20 protein-coding genes are annotated in these 26,027 nt (G+C 49.8%); 8 read left to right on the top strand and 12 right to left on the bottom strand.

Annotation, left to right across the window (positions count from 1 at the left end; all coding sequences use genetic code 11):
• Window positions 1-301: 301 nt before the first annotated feature.
• Window positions 302-1,735: a hypothetical protein gene (locus G8S19_RS17590; RefSeq protein WP_086523592.1), complete on the top strand. Its 1,434-nt coding sequence runs from the start codon at window positions 302-304 to the stop codon at window positions 1,733-1,735.
• Window positions 1,736-2,022: 287 nt separating this feature from the next.
• On the opposite strand, the gene G8S19_RS17585 is transcribed toward G8S19_RS17590, so the two are convergent.
• The 7 genes from G8S19_RS17585 to G8S19_RS17555 form a co-directional block, all read right to left on the bottom strand.
• The gene (locus tag G8S19_RS17585) at window positions 2,023-3,093 is read right to left on the bottom strand and encodes an ABC transporter ATP-binding protein (protein ID WP_101742737.1); all 1,071 of its coding nucleotides are present in this window, start codon (window positions 3,091-3,093) and stop codon (window positions 2,023-2,025) included.
• On the bottom strand, window positions 3,086-4,855 hold the full coding sequence (locus G8S19_RS17580) for an iron ABC transporter permease (protein WP_005133551.1): 1,770 nt from the start codon (window positions 4,853-4,855) through the stop codon (window positions 3,086-3,088). Before G8S19_RS17580 ends, G8S19_RS17585 begins: the two co-directional genes overlap by 8 nt.
• Before the next feature lie 76 nt (window positions 4,856-4,931).
• The gene (locus G8S19_RS17575) at window positions 4,932-6,020 is read right to left on the bottom strand and encodes an ABC transporter substrate-binding protein (RefSeq protein WP_061067354.1); all 1,089 of its coding nucleotides are present in this window, start codon (window positions 6,018-6,020) and stop codon (window positions 4,932-4,934) included.
• Window positions 6,021-6,280: 260 nt separating this feature from the next.
• Window positions 6,281-6,976, bottom strand: a complete 696-nt coding sequence (locus G8S19_RS17570) for a response regulator (protein WP_124022182.1) — start codon at window positions 6,974-6,976, stop codon at window positions 6,281-6,283.
• A complete protein-coding gene (locus tag G8S19_RS17565) occupies window positions 6,969-8,621 on the bottom strand; it encodes a sensor histidine kinase (RefSeq protein ID WP_199982321.1) in 1,653 nt (550 codons plus the stop codon). Before G8S19_RS17565 ends, G8S19_RS17570 begins: the two co-directional genes overlap by 8 nt.
• 208 nt (window positions 8,622-8,829) lie before the next feature.
• Window positions 8,830-9,360, bottom strand: coding sequence for a tetratricopeptide repeat protein (locus tag G8S19_RS17560; protein ID WP_370528846.1), 531 nt, complete (start codon window positions 9,358-9,360; stop codon window positions 8,830-8,832).
• Between the two features lie 146 nt (window positions 9,361-9,506).
• The gene (locus G8S19_RS17555) at window positions 9,507-10,619 is read right to left on the bottom strand and encodes an agmatine/peptidylarginine deiminase (protein WP_116360922.1); all 1,113 of its coding nucleotides are present in this window, start codon (window positions 10,617-10,619) and stop codon (window positions 9,507-9,509) included.
• 397 nt (window positions 10,620-11,016) lie between these two features.
• Between G8S19_RS17555 and G8S19_RS17550 the strand changes: the two genes are divergently transcribed.
• Entirely contained in the window at window positions 11,017-11,586 is a 570-nt protein-coding gene (locus tag G8S19_RS17550) for a DJ-1/PfpI family protein (protein WP_048212523.1), read from the top strand.
• Between the two features lie 56 nt (window positions 11,587-11,642).
• Here the strand turns inward: G8S19_RS17550 and G8S19_RS17545 are convergent, their stop codons facing one another.
• Window positions 11,643-12,389 (bottom strand): cyclopropane-fatty-acyl-phospholipid synthase family protein, encoded by a 747-nt coding sequence (locus G8S19_RS17545; protein ID WP_253685630.1) that lies wholly within the window; start codon window positions 12,387-12,389, stop codon window positions 11,643-11,645.
• A gap of 10 nt (window positions 12,390-12,399) precedes the next feature.
• Complete coding sequence (locus tag G8S19_RS17540; RefSeq protein ID WP_048212521.1) at window positions 12,400-12,657, bottom strand: YjhX family toxin; 258 nt, start codon at window positions 12,655-12,657, stop codon at window positions 12,400-12,402.
• 1,315 nt (window positions 12,658-13,972) lie between these two features.
• Between G8S19_RS17540 and pepT the strand changes: the two genes are divergently transcribed.
• The 3 genes from pepT to G8S19_RS17525 all read left to right on the top strand — a co-directional run bounded on the left by pepT (window position 13,973) and on the right by G8S19_RS17525 (window position 17,523).
• Window positions 13,973-15,229 carry a peptidase T gene (pepT, locus tag G8S19_RS17535; protein ID WP_253685628.1) on the top strand — a complete coding sequence of 419 codons (1,257 nt, stop codon included), beginning with the start codon at window positions 13,973-13,975 and terminating at the stop codon, window positions 15,227-15,229.
• Window positions 15,226-16,587, top strand: a complete 1,362-nt coding sequence (gene dcuC / locus G8S19_RS17530) for a C4-dicarboxylate transporter DcuC (protein ID WP_061067362.1) — start codon at window positions 15,226-15,228, stop codon at window positions 16,585-16,587. Before pepT ends, dcuC begins: the two co-directional genes overlap by 4 nt.
• A gap of 306 nt (window positions 16,588-16,893) precedes the next feature.
• Window positions 16,894-17,523 carry a DUF2913 family protein gene (locus G8S19_RS17525; RefSeq protein WP_253685626.1) on the top strand — a complete coding sequence of 210 codons (630 nt, stop codon included), beginning with the start codon at window positions 16,894-16,896 and terminating at the stop codon, window positions 17,521-17,523.
• 405 nt (window positions 17,524-17,928) lie between these two features.
• Here the strand turns inward: G8S19_RS17525 and G8S19_RS17520 are convergent, their stop codons facing one another.
• Window positions 17,929-18,546 carry a LysE family translocator gene (locus G8S19_RS17520; protein ID WP_137364723.1) on the bottom strand — a complete coding sequence of 206 codons (618 nt, stop codon included), beginning with the start codon at window positions 18,544-18,546 and terminating at the stop codon, window positions 17,929-17,931.
• Between the two features lie 109 nt (window positions 18,547-18,655).
• On the opposite strand from G8S19_RS17520, the gene G8S19_RS17515 reads away from it, so the two are divergent.
• The 3 genes from G8S19_RS17515 (at window position 18,656) to foxA (ending at window position 22,890) form a co-directional block, all read left to right on the top strand.
• Complete coding sequence (locus tag G8S19_RS17515; RefSeq protein ID WP_048212516.1) at window positions 18,656-19,561, top strand: LysR substrate-binding domain-containing protein; 906 nt, start codon at window positions 18,656-18,658, stop codon at window positions 19,559-19,561.
• A 115-nt stretch (window positions 19,562-19,676) separates the two neighbouring features.
• Window positions 19,677-20,660 carry an AraC family transcriptional regulator gene (locus G8S19_RS17510; protein WP_124021461.1) on the top strand — a complete coding sequence of 328 codons (984 nt, stop codon included), beginning with the start codon at window positions 19,677-19,679 and terminating at the stop codon, window positions 20,658-20,660.
• A 121-nt stretch (window positions 20,661-20,781) separates the two neighbouring features.
• On the top strand, window positions 20,782-22,890 hold the full coding sequence (foxA, locus tag G8S19_RS17505) for a ferrioxamine B receptor FoxA (protein WP_253685624.1): 2,109 nt from the start codon (window positions 20,782-20,784) through the stop codon (window positions 22,888-22,890).
• A gap of 99 nt (window positions 22,891-22,989) precedes the next feature.
• Here foxA and G8S19_RS17500 read toward each other — a convergent pair whose 3' ends face one another.
• Window positions 22,990-23,499: a hypothetical protein gene (locus G8S19_RS17500; RefSeq protein WP_048212514.1), complete on the bottom strand. Its 510-nt coding sequence runs from the start codon at window positions 23,497-23,499 to the stop codon at window positions 22,990-22,992.
• A gap of 181 nt (window positions 23,500-23,680) precedes the next feature.
• Window positions 23,681-25,843, bottom strand: a complete 2,163-nt coding sequence (locus G8S19_RS17495) for a TonB-dependent siderophore receptor (protein ID WP_253685622.1) — start codon at window positions 25,841-25,843, stop codon at window positions 23,681-23,683.
• Window positions 25,844-26,027: the final 184 nt, after the last annotated feature.

Genomic DNA, 26,027 nt, shown 5'->3' with positions numbered 1-26,027 from the left:
CGCAGGCGGGTGCGGTGTAGTGCGATTTTGGTAATAACGCAATTTTAATTGATGATATGATTTTTAACTTATTTATTGGCGAGAATAATATGATTTCTTGTAGTAAGTGAGACTATCAATACCAACCGTCTTTCCCCGATACATGCTTGCCACATTGAACTTTACTTGAGATGATGAGTGAAGAGCATAATCGTTCAACATAAAACTTTCAGTTTTTGCTATGCTCCACCTCACTGATTTGTAACTGATTCTTTTTAGCGTCATGATTTTTGGAAAAATCACTCGAATTTTAGGAGTCTTTATGCGCTTTTCGGAATATTTTAAACTGAATCGTTCTCAGGCTTATTTGGATTTTGTTGATATACCTCTAGATACTGATATACCAGTATTTCTAGACCCCGGTGCTATTAAATCGCTGGATTCGAATTGGGGACAAGAGCTGACATCTCACCTGCAAAGTTTTTTTGAGAAGGTTTTAAAACTAATCAAGGATGGCAAAAATACTGAAGCCCAAAATTTATTAGCCTCGTTGAATGAACGAAATGAATTCCATTTAGGATACTCGTCCGAAAGATCTCGTGGCCATGGTTTTGGCGCTGGCTCCGCTCGTTCTGTTTGGAATGCTCTTACTCAAAGTAAAGCTGTTACTACAGGATTGTTAAAAGATCTTGAAGATACAGCACTACTGATACCAGGAATCGGTACAGACATGATTTCTGATGCCGTAAGCAATATTTTAAGAGGCCCTTTAATAAAATATACTCAGGAGATATGTGAATATTATGGTGTAAAGTTAACACCGAATATTGATTCCGGTCCAATATGGGATCCACATAAAGGTAAGTGGTATAATGAATTTGTATCTTTACCAATGACCAAGTATGGGAAAGTAATATTGGTTCCTAAAGTATTGGTTAGACATAGATTATGTTTGCAATATGACGAATTTTATAATCACTATCTATTACCAGAAATGCAAGATGAACATTTAAGGAATAACTCCTCATTAGTAGAAGTTTTGAAAAATGGTACTAGGCGGGTAACTAAAAAAAGTTTAAAAATTAAATATGGAAGTGACAAGCCTTCTGTAATAAGCCAAACGCTAAAACGACCTGATGTGTTCGAGGATTATAAACAACATAAAGAAAAAAATCCTTCTGCACCATTGTCACATGAAACTTTCAATGAACTCGAAGAAATTAAAGATAAAATAGATATTTACCCTGTCTTTAATAAATTAAAATTAATAAAACCTGGCACAAAACAAGCTGGAGAGTATGAAGAACTCATTGAAGAAATATTTTCAGTAATATTTTACCCTTCATTATGCTATCCGACTAAGCAGAAAAAAATACATGATGGTAGAAAGCGGATTGATATTACTTATAATAATGAGGCTAAATATGGTTTCTTTAATTGGCTTTCACAGCATTACACATGCCCTAGGATTTATGTTGAATGTAAAAACTACACGTCTGAAATTGCAAATCCTGAGTTAGATCAGTTATCTGGACGGTTCTCAAGGAATAGGGGAAATGTAGGTATTCTTGTATGTAGGAAGATTGAGGATAAAAAACTATTTAGACAGCGTTGTCTTGATACTGCTAATGATGGCAGAGGATTTATCCTTTCAATAGACGATGAAGATCTTGAGAAAATGTGTGAAGAATATATGAAGGGAGGAAATCAAAATTTCCACACATTAAGAAAATTATGGAATTTTTTGATTGACTAAGGCTCAGTAGAAAAGAGTTGCATACATAAAGTTATGGAAGGGGCATTTTTTGGGGCATCTCACCCTTCCATTTATTTTTTAATCAATAAAATCAATGTGTTACAATGTTGTTTTGTTCCTATTATCGGCACCATTTCTCTATTTCCTCGGACTGATTTTTCCCATTTCCTGTACCAGGCCCAGGCCGTTTGATGTCATCATTATCTCATTGTGCTCAAATATATCTTCTGTATTACCGCTATCCTTCCTCCAGAAAAGGGAGCAGCGACAGCCGCTCCCTTCTGGCATCAGGATTTTGGGAACACCCAAACATGTTTTTCGGGTAACGCCAGGTGGCAATGCTGAGGATCGCGTACTTCGTTGCCGTAGGCGCGGATGACAAAATCATCAGCTACGGTGCGGAACAGGTACTCCCAGCGGTCACCGAGATACATGCTGGTGAGCAACGGGAGAGCCAACTGGTTTTCGCCTGGCCCGTCGGCCAGCGCCACACGTTCAACGCGGATCACCGCGGTGCCCTCATGGCCAACCTGAACGCCGTCGCCCGCCTGACCCCACAGGACCCAGTCGCGTCCTTCAATACGTGCTTTGCCGTCACGCACGTCAGTGACTTTGCCATGCAGACGGTTGTTGCTGCCCATAAACTCAGCGGTGAACAGCGTTTTTGGGGAACCATACATCTCTTGCGGCGTACCCTGCTGTTCAATTTTGCCGTTGTTGAGCAACAAAATGCGGTCAGAAATCGACATCGCTTCTCCCTGGTCATGCGTCACCATTAGCGCGGACAACCCGAGATTAATAATCAGCTCACGCAGGAATACGCGCGCTTCTTCCCGCAGTTTTGCATCAAGGTTGGATAATGGCTCATCGAGCAGGATCACGGGTGGGTTATAAACCAGCGCCCGGCCAATCGCTACGCGCTGTTGCTGGCCGCCAGAAAGTTGATGCGGATGGCGCTTACCCAGATGTCCCAGGCCCAGTTGATCCAACACACCCTGTACCCGCTGGTTGATCTCTGCGGTGGAGACTTTGCGCAACTTCAGCGGGTAGGCCACATTCTCAAATACGGTTTTATGCGGCCACAAGGCATAGGACTGGAATACCAGCCCCAGATTACGCTCTTCGGCGGGGATTTCGCTGCGCGGGGTGCCGTCGTAGACCTTGTTGTTGCCGATGGTAATTGACCCTTGTGTCGGTTTTTCCAGCCCGGCCACCGCGCGCAGAAGGGTGGTTTTACCGCTCCCGGACGGCCCGAGTAACGAAACCACTTCGCCCCGTTTGAGGTCCATGGTCACGCCCTTTAGCACCGGATTATCACCGTAGGTTAAGTGCAGGTTCTCGACCGATAATTCAATCATGTAATTTCACTCCAAAACGTAGGGCAATACCCAGGCCCACCACCACCAACAGAATATTGATAAACGAGAGTGCTGCGACGATGTCGATAGCACCTGCCGCCCACAGAGATACCAGCATCGAGCCGATGGTTTCCGTACCCGGCGACAGCAGATAGACGCCCGTGGAATACTCACGCTCAAAGATCAGGAACATCAGCAGCCATGAGCCAATCAGCCCATAACGCGAAAGCGGAATGGTAACGTGGCGGGTAATCTGCCCACGCGTCGCACCGGTGCTGCGTGCCGCTTCCTCCAGCTCTGGCCCCACTTGTAGCAACGTTGAGGAGATGAGGCGCAGGCCGTAGGCCATCCACACCACCGTATACGCCAGCCAGACGCTGAAAATGGTGCTACGCAGCGAGCGCAGCCAGACAATCAGCGTGTCTCGCAACCACTGCGACCACGGCATGCCGGATAACCAGCCGGATTTCAGCGCGTTATCGAGCCACATCGGTAAGAACAGAAACACCCACAAAAACGCCAGACCCGCGAGCAGGCCCGGCACCGCACGGGGCACCAGCACGCTGTAGTCGAGAAAACGCGTGGTGTTATCCGGCTTGCGGTGCATCGCGATACCAATAAACAGATAGCAACCTACCGCCAGTGCGCCGCCTATTACGCCAATCGCCATGGAGTTGACGATGGCCCGCAACAGGTTCGGCTGTTCCCAGATGGTGCGAAAGGTGCTAAGCGACAGCTCATCCCACAGCGAAACGCCTACGCCCCAGTTGGAGATAAACGCACGCAGCACCACGCCCATTAGCGGCACGCCAATGGTGATGGTTAGCCAGAACGCCACCACAGCCCCCGCTATCCAGCGCCATTTACCCAGCGGCAGCGCGCGGGCCTGCGAGGCTTTACCCTTCATGGTGACGAAGCGGTTAGCGGTACGCATCAGGCGACGTTGTAGCATGACCAGTGGGATGGTCAGACAAATCAGCACCACCGCGACCGCCGCCATCAGGTGATACGACGGCGTACCCAGTTTATTGGTCAGTTGGTACAGGTAGGTCGCCAGCACCATGTTGCCTTCCGGATCGCCCAGCACCAGCATCAGACCAAAGACTTCCAGACCGAGGAAAAACAGCAGCACAACGGCGTACAGAATCGAGGGGCGAACCATCGGCAGGCTGACCGAGGTCATCACCTGTAGCGGGGAAGCGCCGGAGATACGCGCGGCTTCCTCCACGTCTGAGCTCACACTGCGCAGCGCTGACGAGATATACAGATAAGCGTGCGGTACGTGTGTCAGGCCAGCAATGACCACGATGCTCGACATGTCGTAGATATTCCACGGCACGAAGCCAATCAGCGATTGTGCCCACAGTGACAGGAAGCCTACCGGCCCTGCGGCCACCACATAGCCAAAACCCAGCACCATCGGTGAAACAAAAATAGGTACAAGGATCAATGGCTCAATTAACCGTCTGCCGGGCAGGTCGGTACGCACCATCAGGAAGGCCAGAATGCCGCCCAGCGGAATGGCGATAATGACCAGACCGAAAGCGAGAATAAAGCCGCTTTTCAGCGCTTTATAGAAGTCAGGGTCGGTAAAAATAAAGCCAAAGGATTCAAGGCTCCAGTCCTTTGCCGGCGAGAAAAACGGCGCGGACAAAAAGCTTTGTATCACGATGAACGACAATGGCGTGTAGATAACCAGCGCGGTTAACAGCACGACGATGCCGCGCGGCAAGCTTTGCCACTTTCTGCGTAATGCATTCATAAGCGGAGATCCGGTAACACGAATTCAGGAAGCGAGTACCAGGCGCACCAGTGAACCGTACGCCTGGTTCTGGCTCTTATTTGGCCGCGGCTTCACGCCATTGTTTGATGTAGTCCAGACGTTTTTTCGGTTGCAGGTATTCAAGTAATGACTCATCAACCGGGATCGGCTTCAGCGCGCTACCCAGCATTTGGGTCATTCCGTCGATGTCATTTTTACCTTCGATGTCGTTACGGATAGAGGGAATATCGGCCTGGTTGGCGAGGATGTTTTGCCCTTTTTCAGACAGCACATAGTCCAGCCACAGTTTGGCGGCATTGCTATGTTCAGCCTGCTGGCTGATGAAAGAAACTCGTGACAGCACCAGGGTGTAGTCCTTCGGATAGGAGATGCCCAGTGACGGGTCGTTTTTGGCACGCGCTTCGGCGTAAGAGCCGAGGATATTATAACCAATCAGGTTTTCACCCGATGAAACCCTCTCCATCATCGTACCGGTGGACGATTGCACGGCTAACCCGCCTTTCGCCACGTCGGCCAATGTTTTGAAGTAGTTCGGATCGGCCTTATAATCCAGCACCGATAGCATGAAGCCAACCCCGGATTTTTCGATATCGTAGGTGGTGACTTTGCTTTTGAATTTATCCACCTGGCCTGCAATCAGCTTTGCCAGCGCGGCGTGAGAATCCGGAACCTCGTTCGCCGGGATGAGGCGCTTGTTGTAAATAAACACCACTGGCTCGTAGGTGGTGCCGTAGGCTTTGTTGTGCCAGACCGCCCATTTCGGCAGTTGGTTCTGCTCTGCTGAAACATACTCCATCGCATAATCGGTCGCGAGCTTCATCGCGGTATCCATGGAGGAGCTCCAGATGACGTCACCGCTGCCGCCGCCAGCAGCCTGTTCGCTGATATAACGGTTATACAGCTCGGTGCTGTTCATATCGTTATATTCAACTTTGATGCCCGGATAGGTGGCTTCAAAGCCCTGAATCAGCGGCCCCGCCGCTTTGGTATCCGTTGTGGAGTAAACCACGACTTTGCCTTCTTTGGTGGCGGCATCAACCACCTTTTGGTAGTCAGCCGGATACCCCTGCGGTAGCGCGGACAGGGCAGAAAACGACATGAAAACAGCAGCAGAGATCAGAGAGATGCGGAATGTGTTTGTCATTATTGTTAACCTTCTAGTTACACTTTGGGAACTAAAAGTCAACATAGCGGATGGGAGAGGAGAGACAAGAGGGGAGAGAGAGCCGGCTGGTGGAAATGTGATTGTTGGCGTTGTTTCGGTAATTAACACCATAGAAACCGTGAGCGCGGGGATTTGAGAGAATGGAATGCTCACCGTTGTAGGCCGGATAAGCGAAGCGCCATCCGGCACTATACGGAACACTGCCGGATGGCGCTTCGCTTATCCGGCCTACGGAGTTGTCAGTCAGCCCCCTTCCGATACAACCGCCGCGGATGCCCAATACTCCCATACTGAATCTCAATCACAACAAACCCAATCTCCACGCAGTACTCCAGATACCGACGCCCCGTCGTTTTACTGATCCCCGCCTCCTCGACCACCTGCTCAACCGACCAACTCACTGCCGGATGATCGCTAAAAATCCGCTGCACCCGCGCCAGCGTCGCAGGCTCAATCCCCTTGGTCGACGCCTGCCCCGCAGACTCCCCGGCAGGCAAATTGAACAGCTTATCCAGCGCGTGCTGATCCACCACTTTCACCTGCCGCAGCGTGTGCTCCAGCAGCATAAAGCGCTCCAGCGAGGCCCGCAGACGGTGGGAAAATACGGGTTTTAGCAGGTAGTCAAACGCGCCGCTGCGCATAGCATGGCTGCAGGTTTGCATATCGCTGGCGGCGGTGATGAATATCACCGAGCACTCAAACTGTTTGAGCAGCGGGCTATCAATAAGCTCAACGCCCTGACCGTCCGGCAAATAGTTGTCCAGCAGCAGCAGACGTGGCTGATGAAGGAGGATCAGTTCGCGGGCCTGTTCCAGCGATCCCGCGATTCCCACGATGCGCAGATGGAAGTTTTGCTCAATAAACTCCCGATGCAACTGTGCGAGATGTGGCTCATCCTCAACAATAACAACCTCAAGAGGGCGGATATCAGTCATGGGAAGGTCCTGTCGAAAGAGAAATCTGGAACGGGATGAAAACCGAAAATACGGTACCCTGCGGGATGTTATCGCTTATTTCGATGCTGCCACCGGCCCGACGAACGTAGCCCGCGACCAGGTACAGGCCAATACCATGTTCTGAACCGGTGAGTTCACTGCTGTCAGTGGGTTTACTGGTAAAGCCTTGCTCAAAAATATGCGGCTTCATGGCCTCATCAACGCCACAGCCCCGGTCAGCCACTTCAATCACCAGTTCGTGGTTGCGATCCGATATATACACTTCCACCGGCGCGGTACGTGCTGGCGTTTTCAACGTGGCATCGACAGCGTTGTCCACCAGATTACCAATTACTGACATCAGCTCCGTTTCGCTCAGCCCTTCCGGTAGGCGCGAGAGCTGACAGGCGGGGTCGAAAACCAGCTCAACACCTTTCTCGCGGGCACCGACATATTTCCCCAGCAGCAGGCCGCACAGCGCCGGAGAGACAAACTGCCTGGAGAGGAAATCCAGCACCTGCTGGGCCCCCTCTGACTGTACCTGAATATAACGCAGCGCATCGTCATAGCGCTGCATCTGCAGCAGACCGACGAGCGTCGCCGTCCAGTTGAGCTGCTCGTGGCGCATGATGCGCAGGTTATCGGCATAGCGGGTCACCTGGCTGAGTTGACTGCTGAGCGTATTGATATCGTTCTTATCGCGGAAGCTGAATACCCAACCGCTTTGGGTGCCCGGCTCGACTTCAATAGCCACGCGGTTGACGATGGTTTCCCGTTGATTCAGGACGGTAATATGATCGTGATGGCGGCTGTCATAAGCGGTATTGCCAGGCGCGAAAAATGACGGCGGCAGTTGAATCACCTCATCCAATGGCTTGCCGAGCAGCGCTTGTTCACTCTGGCGAATATTGAGCATCTCCCGGGCGGCACGATTGATGAGGATGAGCTGTTTATCGGCATTGACCGCAAAGACACCTTCGTACATCGCCTCCAGCAGCGCTTTTTGCTGCAGCACCAACTGGGCGATATCTTTGGGTTCCAGGCCGAACATCTGTTTTTTCAGCGTACGGGTCAGTAACCAGGAAAAAATAAACAGCAGCAGCAGCAGGGCAAGGCCGTACATTCCGGTGCGCCACAGCAGGCGGGCGTTGATATTGGCGATGTAGGAGGTGAGGTAACCGACGGAGACAATGCCGATTACCTGATGATGGCTATCGAAAATAGGTGCTTTACTGCGTAACGAGACACCGATCCCACCCTTACGCACAGTGATAATGGTTTTGCCTTTCAGTACATCAGCATTGTCGCCGCCGATCATCGGCAGGTTAAGGCGCTCCGGGGATTCTGAGTGGTAAAGATGCTGTTCACGCGCATCACCAATCACAATATAGCTGGCGTCGCTTTCGGCGCGCAGCGGCTGAATCAGTTGTGCGATACCAGGAATATCCCGCTGCTGTACTTTTTCTGCCAGACCGGGAATCAGGGCAATTTCGCTGGCCTGTACTCGCGCGCGTTGGCCCAAATCGTGGTGCAACTGACGGTCGATAAAGTGAAACAGCAATACGCCAAGCAGCGCCAGCAGAAGGCAGGAAAAAGCCACCAGCGAGAGGAACAGCTTTACCTGAAAGGACAATCTGAGTTTCATGTAGTCTGCAGCGGCCAGAGCAGAAAGGGTCATCTGAAAAGCCTATCATGCGAAAATACGAACCGTAATCGAGGGACGACAGAGTTGTGAACTGCCTACATTCTCCGCGAATTTCTGAGGCAATAAACGGTATGTCGACGATGCGATCCAACGGCTGTATCCATTGAAAATGCGCATCGTTGACGGTGATTTTTTTGGATCTTCCGGTCTATGACTCTGGGTGTCCGTCGATCGCGGCTTTCAGATCGCGATACTCTTCGCATTGGGTGCCGCAGATATTCTTAATGGTTGCCAGCTCCGCTTTCGCCAGGTCGGGGCGGCCTTTAACCATCCATGCTTCCCCAAGATATTCGCGCACTTTCGCATAGTGCGGATCAAGGGCAATCGATCGTTGGTAGTAACTTATCCCTTCATCCGTACGCCCTAGCTTGCGTGTCGCGTAGCCTCGATAGTTCCAGGCTTCACGCGTATTGGGCTGCTGTAAGGTATCGAGTAAATTGATGGCATCCTGATAATGGCCGGTTTTCGCCAGGTGATACGCATACTGCGTTTTATCCTGATCGTCGATCATGCTGCTTTTTTCGGGCAAACATTTTTGGGTTTTGTTGTCGTAAACCTGACCCTTCGGGCATGTTGGGGTGGTGGTATCGTCATTTCCCATGGCGCTGGCTGCAGCGGAGTAGAGCAACCCGCCTGAGATCAGGCAAATCAACGGCAGTATTTTCGTCATGGCGTGCATCTTCATGGTCCTGTCCTCTCGGTATGAGTGAAGGTTCTTGCATGCTGTAAACCGCGCAGCCCATGCTTTATTCATTATCGATGCCTATAAATTGACCTGCCGTTTATTTTTAATACACCGCTTTATTAGCAAAGAAGGAGTAGCCGCTAACGCGGCTGTTGCTGGGTCGCACAGTGAATACCGCCGCCACCGGCCGCGATACCGTCGATATTCAATTGAATAATCTCACGCCCGGTAAATTGCTCCTGCAAAATATCGCGCGTGTTACGGTCCGTGCGTTTATCGCCAAACTCCGGCGCAATGACCGCATCATTACACAGATAGAAATTGATATAACCGGCGGCAAAATCACTGTTCGCATAGCTCTGGCGAATAGTTGATGGTCCTTCCAGCGTGATCACGTTCAGGTGCCGTCCTTTTGCATCAGTGGCTGTGCGTAAGATTTCCAGATGTCGCCGGGTTACAGCGTAGTCAAACGATGTTGGGTCCTGCTCAAGACCCGCTACCACCGTACCCGGATGTGTGAATCTGGCGTAAAAGTCCGTATGGCCGTCGGTAATATCCTTTCCGGCAATACCTGGTAGCCAGATGATCTTATCCAGTCCCAGCAGGCGCTTTAATTCGGCTTCACATTCAACTTTACTGACGCCCGGGTTGCGGTTGGGATTGAGAACACAACTTTCGGTAATAATGGCTGTCCCTTCGCCGTCTACCTCTATCCCGCCACCTTCAAGGATCAAGGTTGAGCGGATAAATTCAGCTTTAGCATAATCTGTGACAAATTCGGCCACTTCGGCATCGCGATCGTGTTCCTGCTTCTCGCCCCAGCCGTTGAAGTTAAATCCAACGCCACCGGGCATGCCGTGGGGGCTTTTCACAAATACTGGTCCGGTATCGCGGATCCACAGATCGTCAATTGGATGAACCAGCAGGTTAACTGATGGCCCACATAGTTTTGCCGCGAGCGCGTGGTCTTCTTCGCGCACCAGCATATTCACGGGTTCAAAGGCGGCAATGGTGTTCGCGACCAGCGCCAGATTTTTCCGTACCACGGGAAGCAGGTGAGGTTCCCAGATAGCCACACTGGCACCAAACGCCATCCAGGTGGCAGCATGAGGTGCTCCTTCATCCGGCATCTGCCAGCGGCGGCTCTCTGCTGCGCGGGCAATCTGGCTTAAACTGATACCCGTCATGCTGGCGAGTAGCATACTCGTTGACGTCACCAGGCTCTGCCTGACAAATGAACGTCTTGTTATCATGGGATTAACCTTTGCGTATATTTATCTGATATTGGATGAATAAAATAATAATAGATAATTAATGTTCTGCGTATTTTAAATATTGAATAATAAATAAATTGATTGCGGGTAAGTTTCATGCGGAATATAGCACAGGAGATATTCGTTGCAATCTCTTAGTTTTATATTATGAGTGAAATTGACTACTATTAAAATTTCTCAACTATATATTTATATATAATTTATATTTATCAGCATGAACATGTGTCACGCCGTTGGCTCTGAAGCCTCGTCTGACGGGCCTTGTCGCGGATTGTGATCTGGCCGGTTGTTCTGTTGTATTTATTAATGCCATGAACCGTGTGGACTATAGTAAAGATGGCCGTTATTTCTCATCATTAATAACCGTGAGTGGGGGATGTGCATGAAGAAGATACTGATGCTGGTCGGAGATTATGTCGAAGATTATGAAACGATGGTGCCTTTTCAGGCTTTGCAAATGCTTGGGCATCGTGTGGATGCCGTCTGTCCGGATAAAAGTCAGGGTGACTACGTTCAGACCGCCATTCACGATTTTGATGGGGCGCAGACCTACAGTGAGAAACCCGGGCATCGCTTCACCTTGAATGCGAATTTCTCTGATGCGCGCGAGGCGGATTATGATGCCTTGTTGATCCCTGGCGGGCGGGCGCCGGAGTATTTACGTCTGAATCCGGATGTCATTCAACTGGTACAAGACTTTAACTCTGCGGGTAAACCTATCGCCGCGGTGTGTCATGGCCCGCAACTGCTGGCGGCAGCCGGAGTGTTAGAAAACCGGACCTGCAGCGCGTATCCAGCGTGTGCGCCAGAAGTTCGGTTGAGCGGTGGGCATTATGCCGATATCGGGATTGACCAGGCGCACGTCGACGGTAATCTGATTACCGCGCCGGCATGGCCTGCTCATCCTGCCTGGTTGGCTAAATTTGTTGAAGTATTAATGAAGTAACGGGTACCGGCTTTGCAGGTCGGTATAACCCATCCGGCTATACCGACTGCAAAAAATTACCGTTGCATGAGTGCGAATACTCCCCAGCCGAGATATTCCCGGGTGAAGGTGACATGGCGTCCCGGTGACGTCCTCAGTTGCTCTCTGACTTCCTGCGCAAAGTCATCATTTGGGTTCGCCTCCAGCCATCGACGCATCGTCAACCACTTAGCGGCTTCGTATCGATCCCAGCCTTCCTGGTCTGCCAGCACCATTTCAACCAGGTCGTAGCCCAGTTTGTCGAAAAACGAAACGAGGTCGGCAAGGGAAAGAAAATCGGCCACCGAGCCGGCTCCGCATGCCTGGGCAATATCTTCTGCGGCGGGCATTTGACGCCAGTACGGTTCACCGATCACGATGATTCCGCCAGGTTTGAGGCTCTTTGCCAGCAGCGTGATTGTCCCGGCGACACCGCCTGCAATCCACGTTGCGCCGACGCAGGTAGCGATATCGCATTTTTCATCCGCGACATAACCTGCTGCATCGTTATGGATAAAGCTCACGCGATCGGTGACGCCCAACTGTTCCGCGCGTTGTCTGGCTTGTGCGCTAAACAGTTGGCTCATATCAATACCGATCCCCGTAATGCCATGGTCGCGTGCCCAGGTGCAGAGCATCTCACCGGAACCACTGCCCAGATCCAGAACACGGGTTCCTGGCGTCATACGTAGCGCCTGACCTAATGTGGCATATTTTTGCGCGGTGAACGGATTATGAATGCGATGAGCGCTTTCGCTGATCGTAAAAATCTTGGGAATATCCATCACTCTCTCCTTAGCGATTATCTAACTGGGCGCGAACATTGTTTAATCCGGTGGTGTTGATGCGGTAGGGCTGACCATTGACGGATTTGATCAACTTTTTGGTTCTGAGCTTTTTAAACACCTCAAGCGTGCAGTCGCAGAGCAGCAATCCTTCACGGCTATAACATTCAACGGATGTGACGCGGCCAGCGCTGTCGCGGACGTGCGCAATGCGGCCACCTTTGGCGAGAACGTGTAAGGTACGTTGTTCCTGACGGGATAAATTCATACTGGGAAACCTGTTTAATCATCATGTGCAAAACGTGCAAACACACAGCGGTGTCCGCATTCGATTTCAGCGCATTGATAACCAGTCCGGCCTGATAAGGTCGGCAAACTGATTATCTGATGATGACATTCTCCAGCATCAAAGCCTCGGGTTGAGTTGAAAGGTATTTACACGGTGTATGATAGCAGTGGAATGTTGGATGGGAATCTTGCGCCAGTAAAAGTGTGACCTGCAACGGAAAAATGGCCTGGAAGGACATCCCGTCGCATCGAATAGCTTTAAATTGTTGTAATGTTATTAACATATTAAATCATTAAAATATTTTATAGTTAAGTGGCTTTAGAAAATATGAATTTGAGTTATTCTGCATTCTTCGTTCTTATGTTTCACGCTAATATATTAGCCTGATTTAAGCGTGTCGGGATTGATTGTTTTATTTATGATAAGCAGTATTTATTATAGCTATCGCAGGATGATGTTCTGTAAATTATTTCTGTTTAAGAATTCTCTCTATGGTGAGAAATGTGTATACTTGTTTCTGCAAGAGACTCTTCTGTTATCATTAAAATTATAAATATGTCCTTTACACCCGTATTTCCTCTACTCTGTATCTCTTCTCAGGGTAGAGGTTTTTTTACCTGTAATTCATCGGGTAGTACCTATTAATAATAATTTAACACCGTGCCAGGTGTTATTATGGCTACTATGACTAATGATGCCGGATATCATGGTTTTATAATAGTACCGAGGCGTTTCTATTCCGTAATGAATTGTTCAGCTATCCCTCTATTTACCAGGGTACAGTATAGTGGCGCTTATAATTGTCTGTTTTTCAGCGTGATATGTTTTTCTTGTCGTTGGGATAAATGTGACCTTGCTCATGGATTTTAATGCACTAAATGGCTATTTCTAGAGAAGTGCAAACGGTTGCACGTAGCTGTAATGGTATTCGTTCATTAAAAAAATATAGCGATGGTTTGCCTTGTGTCTTTATAGGATATGGAGACTTAAATGATTTCCATTATCTCTTGGGTAGACGGAAACTGTTATGGCTTCTGTTAGCTTAACACCATGTAAAATAGTCGTAAAAACAAGCAGGGAATATGATGTGATCATCAAAAAGGCGATTTTTATTACAAACATAACGATCGGTTTTTTATCTTCCTTAATATAAATCGTTGTCAGAACACTCATGAGATCAGTGGTCTGGGATGAGCGCTTATTTTATTTGACACTTCAGATGTATCCCTCTCGCGCTGCATGCAGGTATCTCCTCGCAGTACCCCATGAATGAAACATTAAAGGATGTCCCACAATGGATATTGTTGAACGCTTTATTAACTACACCAAAATCAATACCACAACCTCACGGGAAAATGGCGCAAATGGCATCATGCCGTCTTCCCCAGGCCAAATGGTGCTGGCAAAACTGCTCGCAGCAGAGCTTGAAGTATTAGGGATGCAAAACATTGAAGTCAGGGATACGGCGATTGTAACGGCAACATTACCTGGAAATACTGACGATAATATTCCTGTCGTTTCCTTTTTTGGACATCTGGATACCAGTGCCGAACAGACTGCAGACACGCATGCGCAACGCCTTCACTATAGCGGTGGCGATTTATGCCTGAACAAAGAACATAATATCTATCTGCGCGAAAGTGAATTTCCGGAACTGAAAAATTATATCGGTGATGACCTGCTCGTGACGGATGGAACCAGCCTGTTAGGTGCTGATGATAAAGCTGCCATCGCTGCCATCATGAATGCCATACAGTATCTGGTTGCACATCCGGAGATTAAACATGGACCGGTGAAGGTCGGTTTTGTTCCTGATGAAGAGCAGGGGCTACGGGGTGCCAAAGCTTTTGATGTTGCCGCGTTTGGCGCAAATTTTGGCTATACCCTGGATTGCTGCGGCATAGGTGAGTTTGTCTATGAAAACTGGAATGCAGGCGATGCGGAAATTATCTTCACCGGTCAATCTGCGCACCCAATGTCAGCTAAAGGTAAACTGAAGAATTCTCTGCTGATGGCGCATAAGTTTATCGCGATGCTGCCGGGCGGAGAAGCACCTGAATATACGGAAGGTCGTGAAGGATATTACTGGGTAAAACAGCTGCAGGGTAACAGTGCCCGTACCGTACTGAAACTGGATATTCGCGACTTTAGTGAAGAAGGTTATAAGTCCCGTATGGCATTTATTCGCCAGCTTGCAGTAAGTGCCTGTGCACTATGGGGCGAAAATAGCGTGGTCTGCCATTTAACCGACCGCTATGCGAATGTGTTTAATAGCCTGCAGGGCGATTCGCATTATCCTATTGATATTGCTATGCGTGCTTATCAGAAATGCGGAATCACTCCGCAACCTGTCGCCATGCGTGGCGGGTATGATGGCGCGGTTCTGTCGCAGAAAGGGTTACCGTGTCCGAATATTTTTACCGGTGCGCATAATTTCCATTCAATTTATGAATACTTGCCGGTGCGATCGCTACGGGTAGCCAGTGATGTTGTAGTCGCAGTTATTGAAGAAACCTACGCTGAGTTCGCCGAAGGGAGAACTCAGTCATGATTCAGGTAATAATTGCCCTTCTGGTTATCGTTGTGGTCGCTCGTCTGATCCTGAAGGGGTACCGGGCCGAACCCGTGTTATTTATCGCGGGTCTGGTGCTAATGATTTGTACCGGATTAACCGGATGGGGCTCCGTATTGCCGAAGGGGGTTGCCAGTACCGGGATTGCTTTTCTCGATCCATTTGAAGTTATGCGCGATCTGTTCAGCACACGTGCAGCCGATCTCGGTCTGATGATCATGGCGTTGATGGGATTCGCTCACTACATGGATCATATCGGGGCAAATGAAGCTGTGGTGCGCGTGGTGACGAAACCGTTACGGGCACTGCGATCTCCTTATATTCTGCTGTTTTTTTCCTACCTGCTTGCCAGTCTCCTGCAACTGGCCATCCCTTCAGCGACCGGGCTTGCCGTGTTACTGATGGGGACAATGTTCCCGATTATGCTGGGCCTGGGGCTCTCTGCGGCTTCGGCCGCCGGGGTCATCGCCACCTCGCTGGGGGTGGCATACACCCCAACAGCGATTGATGCCATCAGGGGAGCGAAAGCAGTCAATATGGATGTGGTGGAATACGTTGTTTACCACCAGGGGCCAGCAGCGCTTGCAACCGTACTGGTTGTCGGCGTTTGCCATTTTTTCTGGCAACGTCATTGCGATCGCAACGCGGGGACGTTACCTCGGGAAATCGGGAGCGCTGAGATTGTCGATTCAGGAAAGGCGCCGGCTTTTTATGCTGTGCTTCCCATGCTGCCTATACTGATGGCGGTAGGATCATCCGCGATGTTTGTCAGTGGAATTAATCTAAACATAATCACCATCGTGCTTATCGCAATGGCTATTTGTATGCTGATTGAATGGATACGAGCGCGTGATTTAAAGTCGGTGTGTGAAGGGTTCAGCCATTTTCTGAAAGGAATGGGCGCGGCGTTTACCGGTGTTGTGGGCCTGCTGGTCGCAGCCGGAGTTTTCGCGCATGGCATCAAAGTCATTGGTGCCATTGATCAGTTAATTTTGATGGCAGAACATGTCGGATTACCACCCTTTGCGATGGCCGTCGTCTTTGCGCTGGTGACGCTTGCGGCAGCAATTATTATGGGCTCGGGGAATGCGCCATTCCTGGCATTTGTTGAGTTAATCCCACAAATTGCCGCGAGCATGGGCGCTAACGCGGTTGCTATGATCCTACCTATGCAGCAGGCATCACATATGGGGCGGGCTATTTCGCCGGTATCCGGTGTTGTTATTGCGGTTTCAAGTGGGGCAAAAATTACACCTTTCGATGTAGTTAAACGTACTGCTGTGCCGCTTATTGTGGGCTTTGTCACCCATACTTTGATTATCGGTATTTTCTATTAGTCGTAACTGCTGCAAGCAAACCTCCGGGGCGCGGAGGTTTGCTTGATAATGTTATTTATAATCTCAAATAAAACTGGTTGTCATGAGTTATTATTTGTTTTCATCTTTATCGCATTATTCTTATTGTTTTACCACGGTGTCGTATATAGATGAGTGATTAAGGAAGGTAATATGTTAATCCGGCGTTTTTTATACGTGAGAATTAATTAATCTGGATCATATTATGCTGGTTTTAATTGTAGTAGTTTTTTAAATGAAGTGATGCCAAGTCCAAATGTGATAACGATTTATCTGGGTGGGTTTTAAGTGGTCAGTGATTTAGGAAAGATCAGCGCATCGAGGCACAATTACCAGGATGAACTTGAAACGTTTACCTGGAGTGCGTTAGTTGCCGTGGGTATCGCAATACAGGACCAGAAGGTTTACTCTAAAATATCAGAACATCTCTTCATTATGAACTGGCTGGCGATTGCGAAAAAAAGGAAGATATTTTCAAAAACTATCGCCAACGAACTTCAGTGGTTAATAGAAGAGGGGAAAAGGAAAAGCATTAATGCCCAACTTAAATTTAAGATAGAGTATTTATATGCTACATCAAGTGGTGATGTCACAATGCAGAGTTACTATTTTAAATTTACTCATGTTATTGAAAATCTGAGGAATAATGGTTGGGGGAATTTTCTTCTCACACCCGGGAAATGGCGTGATTTGAGTGAAGATGTTAAGGTTCGCAAAGGCAATTTTATTTTTATGGATGACACCCGACTTCAGGAGTGCTTTGGTACTCAGGGCGAGATATTAAAACCTTTCTGTCTTCGGGTTTATGGTGATGTCGAATTTGCAAAGTCGCTGTTCATCAAAAATAATCTTCCGGTTGAGTTTGTAAAGCATACTTCAAATGAGTTTTACTACTTTTATTTTAATCTGGATGGGTGATGAACACTGGCGATACATAAATAAAATTTGCCAGTCATAATACGTTGTTGTAGCCAGATTTTACATTCTGAGATATAAATCGCGATAGAGGGATCGGGGATGTTTACGCGAAAGTTAACGATCACGACTGAATGGATAAAGTTATCTGATGTTCCTGACCGCGTGTTCATCGCTTTTCGAGGGGTAATCGAAATATGCGAAAGTTCATCTGTTCCTGACGACAAGACTCCCCTGCTAAGGTTGGAAAATGAAATGGCGATTATCACGGTTGACGCATTATCCTGGGTCAGAGTTCCGGCAGAAAGTCGGGGAAATATTACGGTATATATTCTCTGATGTGCTGAATATTAACACCGATAAATTACATCAGACATCGGTAAAATCATCATGACCTGATTATGCGGGCTACAACATTCGTATTGCATTGGTGTTATAGATAATGCCAAACACCGCTACCGCCAGCAGGAACAGGGATGAGATAAAAACGCTGTATCTGACAAACCGCGTGGGCATCCAGCGTTTGAAAATCACGATATAAAATGACAGAACGGCAACGTCAAAAATGATCCATACCAGCGTGAGTATCAGCATGCTGGTGGCGAAATTATGTGTAATGGTGATGAACTGTGGAAAGAATGAAACGAAAAACAGAATATCTTTCGGGTTTGATACGCCAATCAGAAAACCGTTGATAAATCCCCCATGAGACGGCTGGCGAGAGTCTTCGCAGGCGGCTTGATTTCTTGCCCACAGACTGCAAAACGCGCTATAGCCGATATACAGCGATCCGGCGAGACCCAACACACACAGCAGCAGAGGAGAGAGTGATACCACCCCCGCCAGCATCAGCGCAGCGAGCGCAAGCAAGAGCAATGAAGCACCGTTAGTTCCGCATAGCGTCATAAAGGCCTGGCGATAGCCGTACTGTGCCGCCGTCGCGGTAATCAGTGCCACAACAGGACCAGGCGTTAGCAACAGTGTTAGCACCGAGAGGCTATATACAGCCAGTAAAGCGAGATTCATATCTGATGATCCTGACGTTATTTTTCATCAGTATTCCGCTTGCGTGTCACATTGAAAAACGAATAAAACTGCGCTCTACTGTGAGTAAAACTCAACATAGAAGCCGATGATGACGCTACCCCCGCTGTATGCCCTGAGAGCTTTCGAAGCTGCTGCCCGTCTGGGGTCCTTTAGTAAAGCGGCTATTCAACTGAACGTCACGCCTGGTGCGGTAAGCCGTCATATTCGCACACTGGAAGCCTGGTTTGGCTGCGAACTGTTTGTTCGTAGCGGCCCCCGTATTGAGATAACGCCTTCAGGGCAGGGGTTAGCGCAACAGCTGACGGCCGGGTTTCAGAGTTTAGAACATGCCTGCCATGCTTTTCGTAGCAGCAGTCATGAGCTGCGGTTGAAAGCACCCTCAACGTTGACCATGCGCTGGCTGCTGGATGTGCTGCGGCATTTCCGGGAAGCCCATCCAACGCCGGTGATTGAAATCTCCAGCGTGTGGATGGACACCGATTCCGTCGCATTCAGTCGCGAACCGTATGACTGTGCAATCCTGTTGGGGAATGGTTATTTTGGCGAGGATACGGACAGTCGTTTGCTGTTTCAGGAGTGGCTAATCCCGGTCTGTGCGCCTGCGTTGCAGGCTCAGGCGCAAAGTGATATCGCCGCCTGTGAATTGATTCATCCTTCCGCCGATCGCCGCGACTGGCGTCGCTGGCTGCAGCGTACCGGGGCGTTTCCTGCGTTGAACCTGGCACGTGGCAACGTGTTCGACACCCTGGAGCAGGGGAGTCTTGCGGCAATGAGCGGGCATGGGGTAGCGGTCGCCGATCTGCTATTAAGCCTGACGGCTATTGAGAGTGGGATGCTGGCGTTACCGTTTAAACAGGTGGTCGCGACAGGGGACGGTTATTATCTCGTCTGGCCAAAAGCGTCAACCCGGCTTCGAAATATTGAGTTGCTGTATCGCTGGTTAAAAGAATCTGCGCCTGAGGCTGACATAGCAGAACTGCTCTGGCTGGAGTAACCCGCAGAACACCATATTGATAACAATTCTCATTATTATTGTTGTGTTGTGCGGGTAATGGTAATGTTGCCACCCATCGTACGTTGCAAATTCCATTTCTTGTGCAGAAGACAGCATGAACAACACCACCATCCAGAATACATCCGGACGTTTTACCCGCACCTTCTCCGTCAGTGAGTTTAGGGACTTTGGTGAGCGTTACGGGATCGATTACCGTTTTCCGTTGCTGGCGCAAAAAACGGGTCTTCCGTGTTCCAGTGCTGTATTGCAAGGGGAAGTAGAGGAGATGATGCTCCCTTGCGGGATGTGCGTCACACACTCTGATGTACAGGTGCTGCAACCGTATGAAACTACCTCCCGGCACAGTAGCCCCTTGTATATGCTGGTGGTGCTGGAAGGTTGCGTGATACTGACGCTCAACGGGCAGGAACATGTGGTGCGCTCCGGCATGGCGTTTAGCTCACGCCTGAGTGAGCACCAGACGATGCGTGCCCGTCATCATGCTGATTGTAAACTCCGGACATTATCGCTCGGTTTGTATCCCGACGGCGCGTATCGCACGGGGTTGCTTGAATCGTTGATGCGCGAGTGGGAAAGGTGCCAGACGCCGACGCTTATCTGGCAGGTGCCAGGGTTTTTACTCAGCGGACTGCAGTACGCGCAGCAGAGTACGATTAGCCATGTTTCTCGTCAGCTGATGCTGGAAGGGCTGATATTACAATTATTTGGTCACGGTCTCAGCGTTTGTCAGGTGGAAAGCGGCAAATGCCTCGCCGCCAGTGGCGAACAGCAGCGGCTGGAAAGGGTGCGCCGTCTGTTGGAGCAATCCCCTGAAAATGACTACACGCTTAACGAGCTGGCGCAGCGCGCAGCGATGAGCCCCAGCAGTTTGCGCAGCAAGTTCCGTGCGGCATATGGCTGTTCCGTCTTTGACTACCTGCGCGACTGCCGTCTGGAACGTGCGCGCGGCTATTTACTGGAAGGATACAGCGTACAGCAGGCGGCCTGGATGTCGGGTTATCAGCACGCAACTAACTTCTCTACCGCTTTTCGTCGTCGCTATGGCTTCCCGCCTGGTGATGTTCTCAAACTTTGCTAATCCATTTTCCCGTTTTATGCGCGAAGCTGATTCATAATTTGGCGCTGCGCATACGCAACCTGGCATTCGGCATAGCGACTCCTGATACAAAAATGGCAATAATTCTCATTTACAGATAGATATGCCTTGGGAGATGTTCATGTTCGCGAAGACTCGGTTGGCGCTGCTGATAGGATGGGTGACCGGCAGTGTGGCTTTTCCTCTGCTGGCGCAGGAAACAACAAAAAACGATACGGTGGTTGTCACTTCGCAAATGCAGAGTGGGGCGACCAAGCTTGCCACACCGGATATCGAAACACCGCAGTCGGTATCGATCGTTACCCGTGAACAGTTTGAAGAGCAGGGCGCAACCAGCGTGCGGCAGGCTGTTAGCTACACACCTGGGGTGTACAGCAATCAGATTGGTGCCTCCAACCGCTTTGACTACATTGTGCTGCGCGGTTTCTCCGATGGTAGTCTGGACAACGTCTATCTCGACGGTCTGAAAATGATGGGCGACACTAACTCGCACAGTTCGCTGGTGGTCGATCCGTGGTTTCTCGACAATATTGAAGTGGTGCGCGGCCCGGCTTCCGTGCTGTACGGCCGTTCCTCTCCGGGCGGGATCGTGGCGCTGACATCGCGTAAACCGTCGTTTGATGCGGGCGGAGAAGTGGAGCTGTTTGCTGGCAACAATAACCAGCGCGGCGCAGCGTTTGACGTCACCGGGGCGCTGGATGATAACGATCGCGTCGCCGCACGACTGAGTGGAATGACGCGTTATGCGGACTCGCAGTTTGGTCCCTTGAAGGAAGAACGTTACGCGCTGATGCCGAGCCTGACCTGGCGTATCACCGACCAGACGCGTCTGGATCTGATGGCCTATCTGCACCGTGACCCGGAAGGCGGAAGCCACTCCGGTCTGCCGTATGACGGCACCGTGGTTCCGCATTACGGGCAAAAGATCTCCAATACCTTTTACGAAGGCGAGGATGATTATGACAAATACGATCGCCGTGAAAACATGGTGGGCTACAACATTGAGCATATGTTTGATAGCGGTTGGTCGGTACGGCAAAAGCTACGCTATCTGCATACCGACGTTGAGCTGAACCAGGTGTATGCGGCGGGCTGGTTGAATGAAACCGAGCTTAATCGCGGCTACTCCGGCTCCGATGAAAAAATGTCGGCGATTACGCTGGATAACCAGCTCGACGGCAGCTTTGATACCTGGCAGGTAAACCATCGTCTGCTGGTGGGGATCGACTATCAGGATCGCAGCAACAATACCACCGGCTACTACGGGGCGTTCCCGCCGATTGACGCCTTTAACCCGGTGTACGGCGCGAAGCCTGATTACATCAATATGTATGCGCGCGAGAAACACAAGTTGCGCCAGACGGGCTACTATTTGCAGGATCAGATGTCATGGGATCGCTTCCGTATAACGCTCGGTGGCCGCTACGATCAGGTGAGCATATCTAATATTGATAAGCAAAACGGCACTCGCAGCGATCTGGACAAAAATAACTTCAGCAGTCGCGCGGCTCTGCTTTATTTGTTCGATAACGGCGTTGCGCCGTACATCAGCTATTCCACCGCCTTTACGCCAACCAGTTTTGCTGATGAGAACGGTAACCTGTTGGAACCGATGAAAGGTAAGCAGTGGGAAGCCGGGCTGAAATATGAACCGGAAGGGTTGAATAGCCAGTTTAGCGCGTCGGTGTTCCGCATTAATCAGACCAATATTGCCACCAAAGAAGAGCCGACCGATCCGTACCGTTCGATTGGCGAAATTGAATCTGAAGGGGTAGAGCTGGAAGCTATTAGCCAACTGACGGACAGTTTCCGTTTGCAGGCGGCGTATACCTATACCGACATTCGCTATAAGAAAAGCAGCCCGGAAGAGCAGGGCAAGCGTGCCGTTTATGCGCCGCGCAATCAGGCCAGCACCTGGTTAAGCTACGATGTGAAAAATGGCCCACTGGCGGGGCTAACGTTGGGCTCAGGCGTGCGTTACGTCAACGGTATTACCAGCGATCGCCAGAATACTCACACCCTGCCATCGTATACGCTGGTGGATCTGGCGATTGGCTACGACTTAACGAATATTGGTATTAAAGGTTTGAGCACGCAGTTGAACGTCAACAATCTGACCGACAAGCGTTACGTTGCAGCCTGTAATTCGCTCTCATACTGTTATTTCGGCGCCGAGCGCAGCATTGTTGGCAGCGTTTCGTGGAAGTTCTGATGCTTAAGCCGGATGCGGCGCCGGCGCCTTATCCGGCATACGGCAGCGTGCAAATTGTAGGCCTGATAAGCGCAGCGCATCAGGCATAGTGGATTGCGGCTATTTGGTAAAACCGTTTTGCATACAAATCTGTGCGCTGGTTCTCAGGGTGAAGGCTAACTTGTCAGGATACTGGCGGTAATAGTTATGTTCTTCTTCCAGCCCTTTTGCCTGCGCCAGACGTACCGTTTCCAGCGAACAGGTTCGGTAGATCAAATCTTTATTCATATTGCTCTGCTTCTCGCGCTGTTTATCTGCGGACAGCGCCAGCCAGCTCTCGGACAGCGTATAATCGTAGACCACCCGATTCCCTTTCGCCTGCACGTTCTCAATGGTAATGAATTCGTCGATCTTCAGTCTTGGCTGACCACGCATTTTTTTCTTATCTTCTGCGGCGGCATATTGTGCCAGTGCATTAATATCCATCCCGGCTATTTTCTGCTTATAGATATCGACATAGGCGGCGGGTTGCTGATAATGCTGAGCATAAGCATTTCTTAATTCTCCGTCACTCATTGAACAGCCAGCTAAAAATAAAGGTAATAGCAGCGTCAGTTTTGTTTTAGTCATGATGTTATCCCATTCATTATTGTGGTCCCCAGTCGCCCATAACAAAATAAAAGTCATCAAATTACAGGTGATCTTTAGGGTTGTATAAACGGGGCGACGACAGCACAAGTGCAATTATCTTAAAATGGCGGAATAAGCGGGAAACCCTGCCAGAATTGGCAGGGTTAATGGATGAAGAGGATCAGAATTCCATTTTCACCGTGAACTGCACTTCTCGTGGGTCGCCGATCTGATTACCCAGATTATTGGTGGCAATGGATGAGGTGTAATAGGTCTTATCAAACAGGTTTTTCACATTGAGCTGCAATGTGACCGGATATTGCAGCTTCATCTTATAAGCGGCAAAGGCATCGGCGACAAAATAGCCTGGCAGATAATAGTCTGCGCCATTGGTTGCGGAACGGCGACTCACCCCATGACCCCCACCGCCAATCGTCAGGGTATTGCCCATAAAGGCATTCTGAATATCGTAGGTGAGGAATAATGAGCCGGTATGCTTCGGTACATTAGGCAGCGGCTTACCTTTGTAATCAGGATCTTCCGTCACTTTCGCGGCGGTATAACCGTAGCTGGCGATAATATTGGTGTTGGTGGTCAACGAACCGGCGACATCCACTTCCACGCCTTGTGAACGCACGCGACCCGCCGTTTTCGCCACGGTTTCGCCATTGACCATTTCGTTGTACAGCACATTGCGTTTATCAATATCAAACAGGGCAATATTGGCGGTGATACCGTCAAAGATATCGAATTTTGCCCCCACTTCATAAGCCGTTGAGGTTTCAGGTGGCAGTTCGCCAATATAACTGGCGATAGAATATTGCGGCATGAAGGATCGCGACACGTTACCGAACAGCGATACCGACGGCGTCAGTTTGTAAACCATACCGAATTTGGGCACCCACTGTTGGTCGGTACTGTCGGTGTTGACGTTGAACGGACGCCCTTTGCCAGCGTATTCGGTGTAGTACTGATAACGCATCCCGGCGACGGCGATCCATTTATCGGTCAGGTACAGCGCGTCCTGCACATACGCAGAATAGCTCTCTTGTTGAATAGTCTGATCGCTATCAGCGGCAGAAACGTTAGTACATTTATCCAACGTACCGTAGACAGGATTATAAATATTGAACCCTTTTACGTTCTTGCAGCGGATCATGTCGGTGCGTAGCAGATCGTAGTTCTCATAAGAGACGCCGGTGAGGATCTCGTTATAAAAGCCAGCGATATCGACGTTGCCCTGTAAATCGGCACGTGTGGCGTGCATGCGCTGGGTGGAGCCTTGAGTGGCATCGACACGGCGGGTCAGATTTCCGGTTGCAGAATCATACGCCATTACGCGAGCCTGATTATCGCTGTATTTATCCTGGCTAAAGCTGTAGTCGAATTTCGCTGTCCATTCGCTGTTGAAGCGGTATTCGGCATTCAACTGTGCCAGATCCGATTTGCCGTCGGTGATATTAAACGGCTCATCAAAGCGGGTTTTGCGATCCACATTCACCGCGTGTTTGGTGTTGAGATCGAAAATGGTGCCGCGATCGAACGGCGCTTTGTAGTCGCGGTGTGAATAGAGCACGCTGACGGTGGCGTTGTCGCCAAACCAGGTCAGAGAAGGGGAGATAAAGCTGCTCTGATTGGTGCCAAAGTTGCGCCAGTAGTCCTCGTGTTGGTACTCGCCAATCAGACGATACGCCAACGGCGTACCTTCAATCGGCCCGGTCACGTCAAACTGCCCCGTACCGCCGCCAAAACTGCTGGAGGTTGCTGAAATCGACCCGCCAAACTGCGTTTCCGGACGTTTGGTGACGACGTTAATCAGGCCGCCGGGATCGAGAATCCCGTACAGGGTTGAGGCCGGGCCTTTCAGCACTTCCACGCGTGAGGTTGCGGCGTTAAAGCTGCGCGGCAACACGGTTTTCAGACCGTTGGTCATCACCGAGCCGTCACGGTTTGCGCCGAAGCCACGGCGGACAAACGCATCCTGTGTGCCACCTAATGTGTTGGTTTGCACAACGTTACTGACGTTATACAGCGCTTCGTCCAGCGTCGTGACATGCTGATCTTCCAGCACTTTATCGCTGACAGTGTTCACCACTTGTGGGATATCCAACAATGGCATGGATGTCAGCGTCGCGGTGGACGAGCTCAGCGGTTGATAACCCGATGTTACGGCCTGATCGGCAGACGACGCATCTGCCCGAACGGTGATGGTATCTTCCCCTTTAGGCGGAGTCGTCTCTTTCTCCGCTGCGAATACCGTAGGTGTTGTTGTCATGCCCAGAAAGAGAGCAGAGCACAATGCCCGCCCTTTCATCCCCGAAAAGTAAGTCGTTAACTCAGCCATTATTTTATTTATTCCGCAAAAGACCCTGCCAAAAATGGGCAGGGAAACAGGTTGATTCAATTCATTGCCCGGCTTGCCAGCCCTGCATTTATCCATCTGTAAGCCGGCGTTACTGGCATCAGATGTGTAATTGAGAATCATTCAATCATGGGCGTTTGTAGTAGTAAACGTAAAAATGAAAAAG

The sequence above is a fragment of the Citrobacter sp. SX206 genome, from assembly GCF_024181025.1.
Lineage (GTDB): Bacteria > Pseudomonadota > Gammaproteobacteria > Enterobacterales > Enterobacteriaceae > Citrobacter > Citrobacter youngae.
Note: the sequence above shows the minus strand (reverse complement) of the source record. Positions and strands in the feature narration are given on the sequence as shown.

What these genes read in the sequence shown, in the direction of transcription:
- G8S19_RS17590 (WP_086523592.1), top strand. Translation starts at nt 302, where the DNA reads ATGCGCTTTTCGGAATATTTTAAACTGAATCGTTCTCAGGCTTATTTG.
- G8S19_RS17585 (WP_101742737.1), bottom strand. Translation starts at nt 3,093, where the DNA reads ATGATTGAATTATCGGTCGAGAACCTGCACTTAACCTACGGTGATAAT.
- G8S19_RS17580 (WP_005133551.1), bottom strand. Translation starts at nt 4,855, where the DNA reads ATGAATGCATTACGCAGAAAGTGGCAAAGCTTGCCGCGCGGCATCGTC.
- G8S19_RS17575 (WP_061067354.1), bottom strand. Translation starts at nt 6,020, where the DNA reads ATGACAAACACATTCCGCATCTCTCTGATCTCTGCTGCTGTTTTCATG.
- G8S19_RS17570 (WP_124022182.1), bottom strand. Translation starts at nt 6,976, where the DNA reads ATGACTGATATCCGCCCTCTTGAGGTTGTTATTGTTGAGGATGAGCCA.
- G8S19_RS17565 (WP_199982321.1), bottom strand. Translation starts at nt 8,621, where the DNA reads ATGAAACTCAGATTGTCCTTTCAGGTAAAGCTGTTCCTCTCGCTGGTG.
- G8S19_RS17560 (WP_370528846.1), bottom strand. Translation starts at nt 9,360, where the DNA reads ATGCACGCCATGACGAAAATACTGCCGTTGATTTGCCTGATCTCAGGC.
- G8S19_RS17555 (WP_116360922.1), bottom strand. Translation starts at nt 10,619, where the DNA reads ATGATAACAAGACGTTCATTTGTCAGGCAGAGCCTGGTGACGTCAACG.
- G8S19_RS17550 (WP_048212523.1), top strand. Translation starts at nt 11,017, where the DNA reads ATGTGCATGAAGAAGATACTGATGCTGGTCGGAGATTATGTCGAAGAT.
- G8S19_RS17545 (WP_253685630.1), bottom strand. Translation starts at nt 12,389, where the DNA reads ATGGATATTCCCAAGATTTTTACGATCAGCGAAAGCGCTCATCGCATT.
- G8S19_RS17540 (WP_048212521.1), bottom strand. Translation starts at nt 12,657, where the DNA reads ATGAATTTATCCCGTCAGGAACAACGTACCTTACACGTTCTCGCCAAA.
- pepT (WP_253685628.1), top strand. Translation starts at nt 13,973, where the DNA reads ATGGATATTGTTGAACGCTTTATTAACTACACCAAAATCAATACCACA.
- dcuC (WP_061067362.1), top strand. Translation starts at nt 15,226, where the DNA reads ATGATTCAGGTAATAATTGCCCTTCTGGTTATCGTTGTGGTCGCTCGT.
- G8S19_RS17520 (WP_137364723.1), bottom strand. Translation starts at nt 18,546, where the DNA reads ATGAATCTCGCTTTACTGGCTGTATATAGCCTCTCGGTGCTAACACTG.
- G8S19_RS17515 (WP_048212516.1), top strand. Translation starts at nt 18,656, where the DNA reads ATGACGCTACCCCCGCTGTATGCCCTGAGAGCTTTCGAAGCTGCTGCC.
- G8S19_RS17510 (WP_124021461.1), top strand. Translation starts at nt 19,677, where the DNA reads ATGAACAACACCACCATCCAGAATACATCCGGACGTTTTACCCGCACC.
- foxA (WP_253685624.1), top strand. Translation starts at nt 20,782, where the DNA reads ATGCCTTGGGAGATGTTCATGTTCGCGAAGACTCGGTTGGCGCTGCTG.
- G8S19_RS17500 (WP_048212514.1), bottom strand. Translation starts at nt 23,499, where the DNA reads ATGACTAAAACAAAACTGACGCTGCTATTACCTTTATTTTTAGCTGGC.
- G8S19_RS17495 (WP_253685622.1), bottom strand. Translation starts at nt 25,843, where the DNA reads ATGGCTGAGTTAACGACTTACTTTTCGGGGATGAAAGGGCGGGCATTG.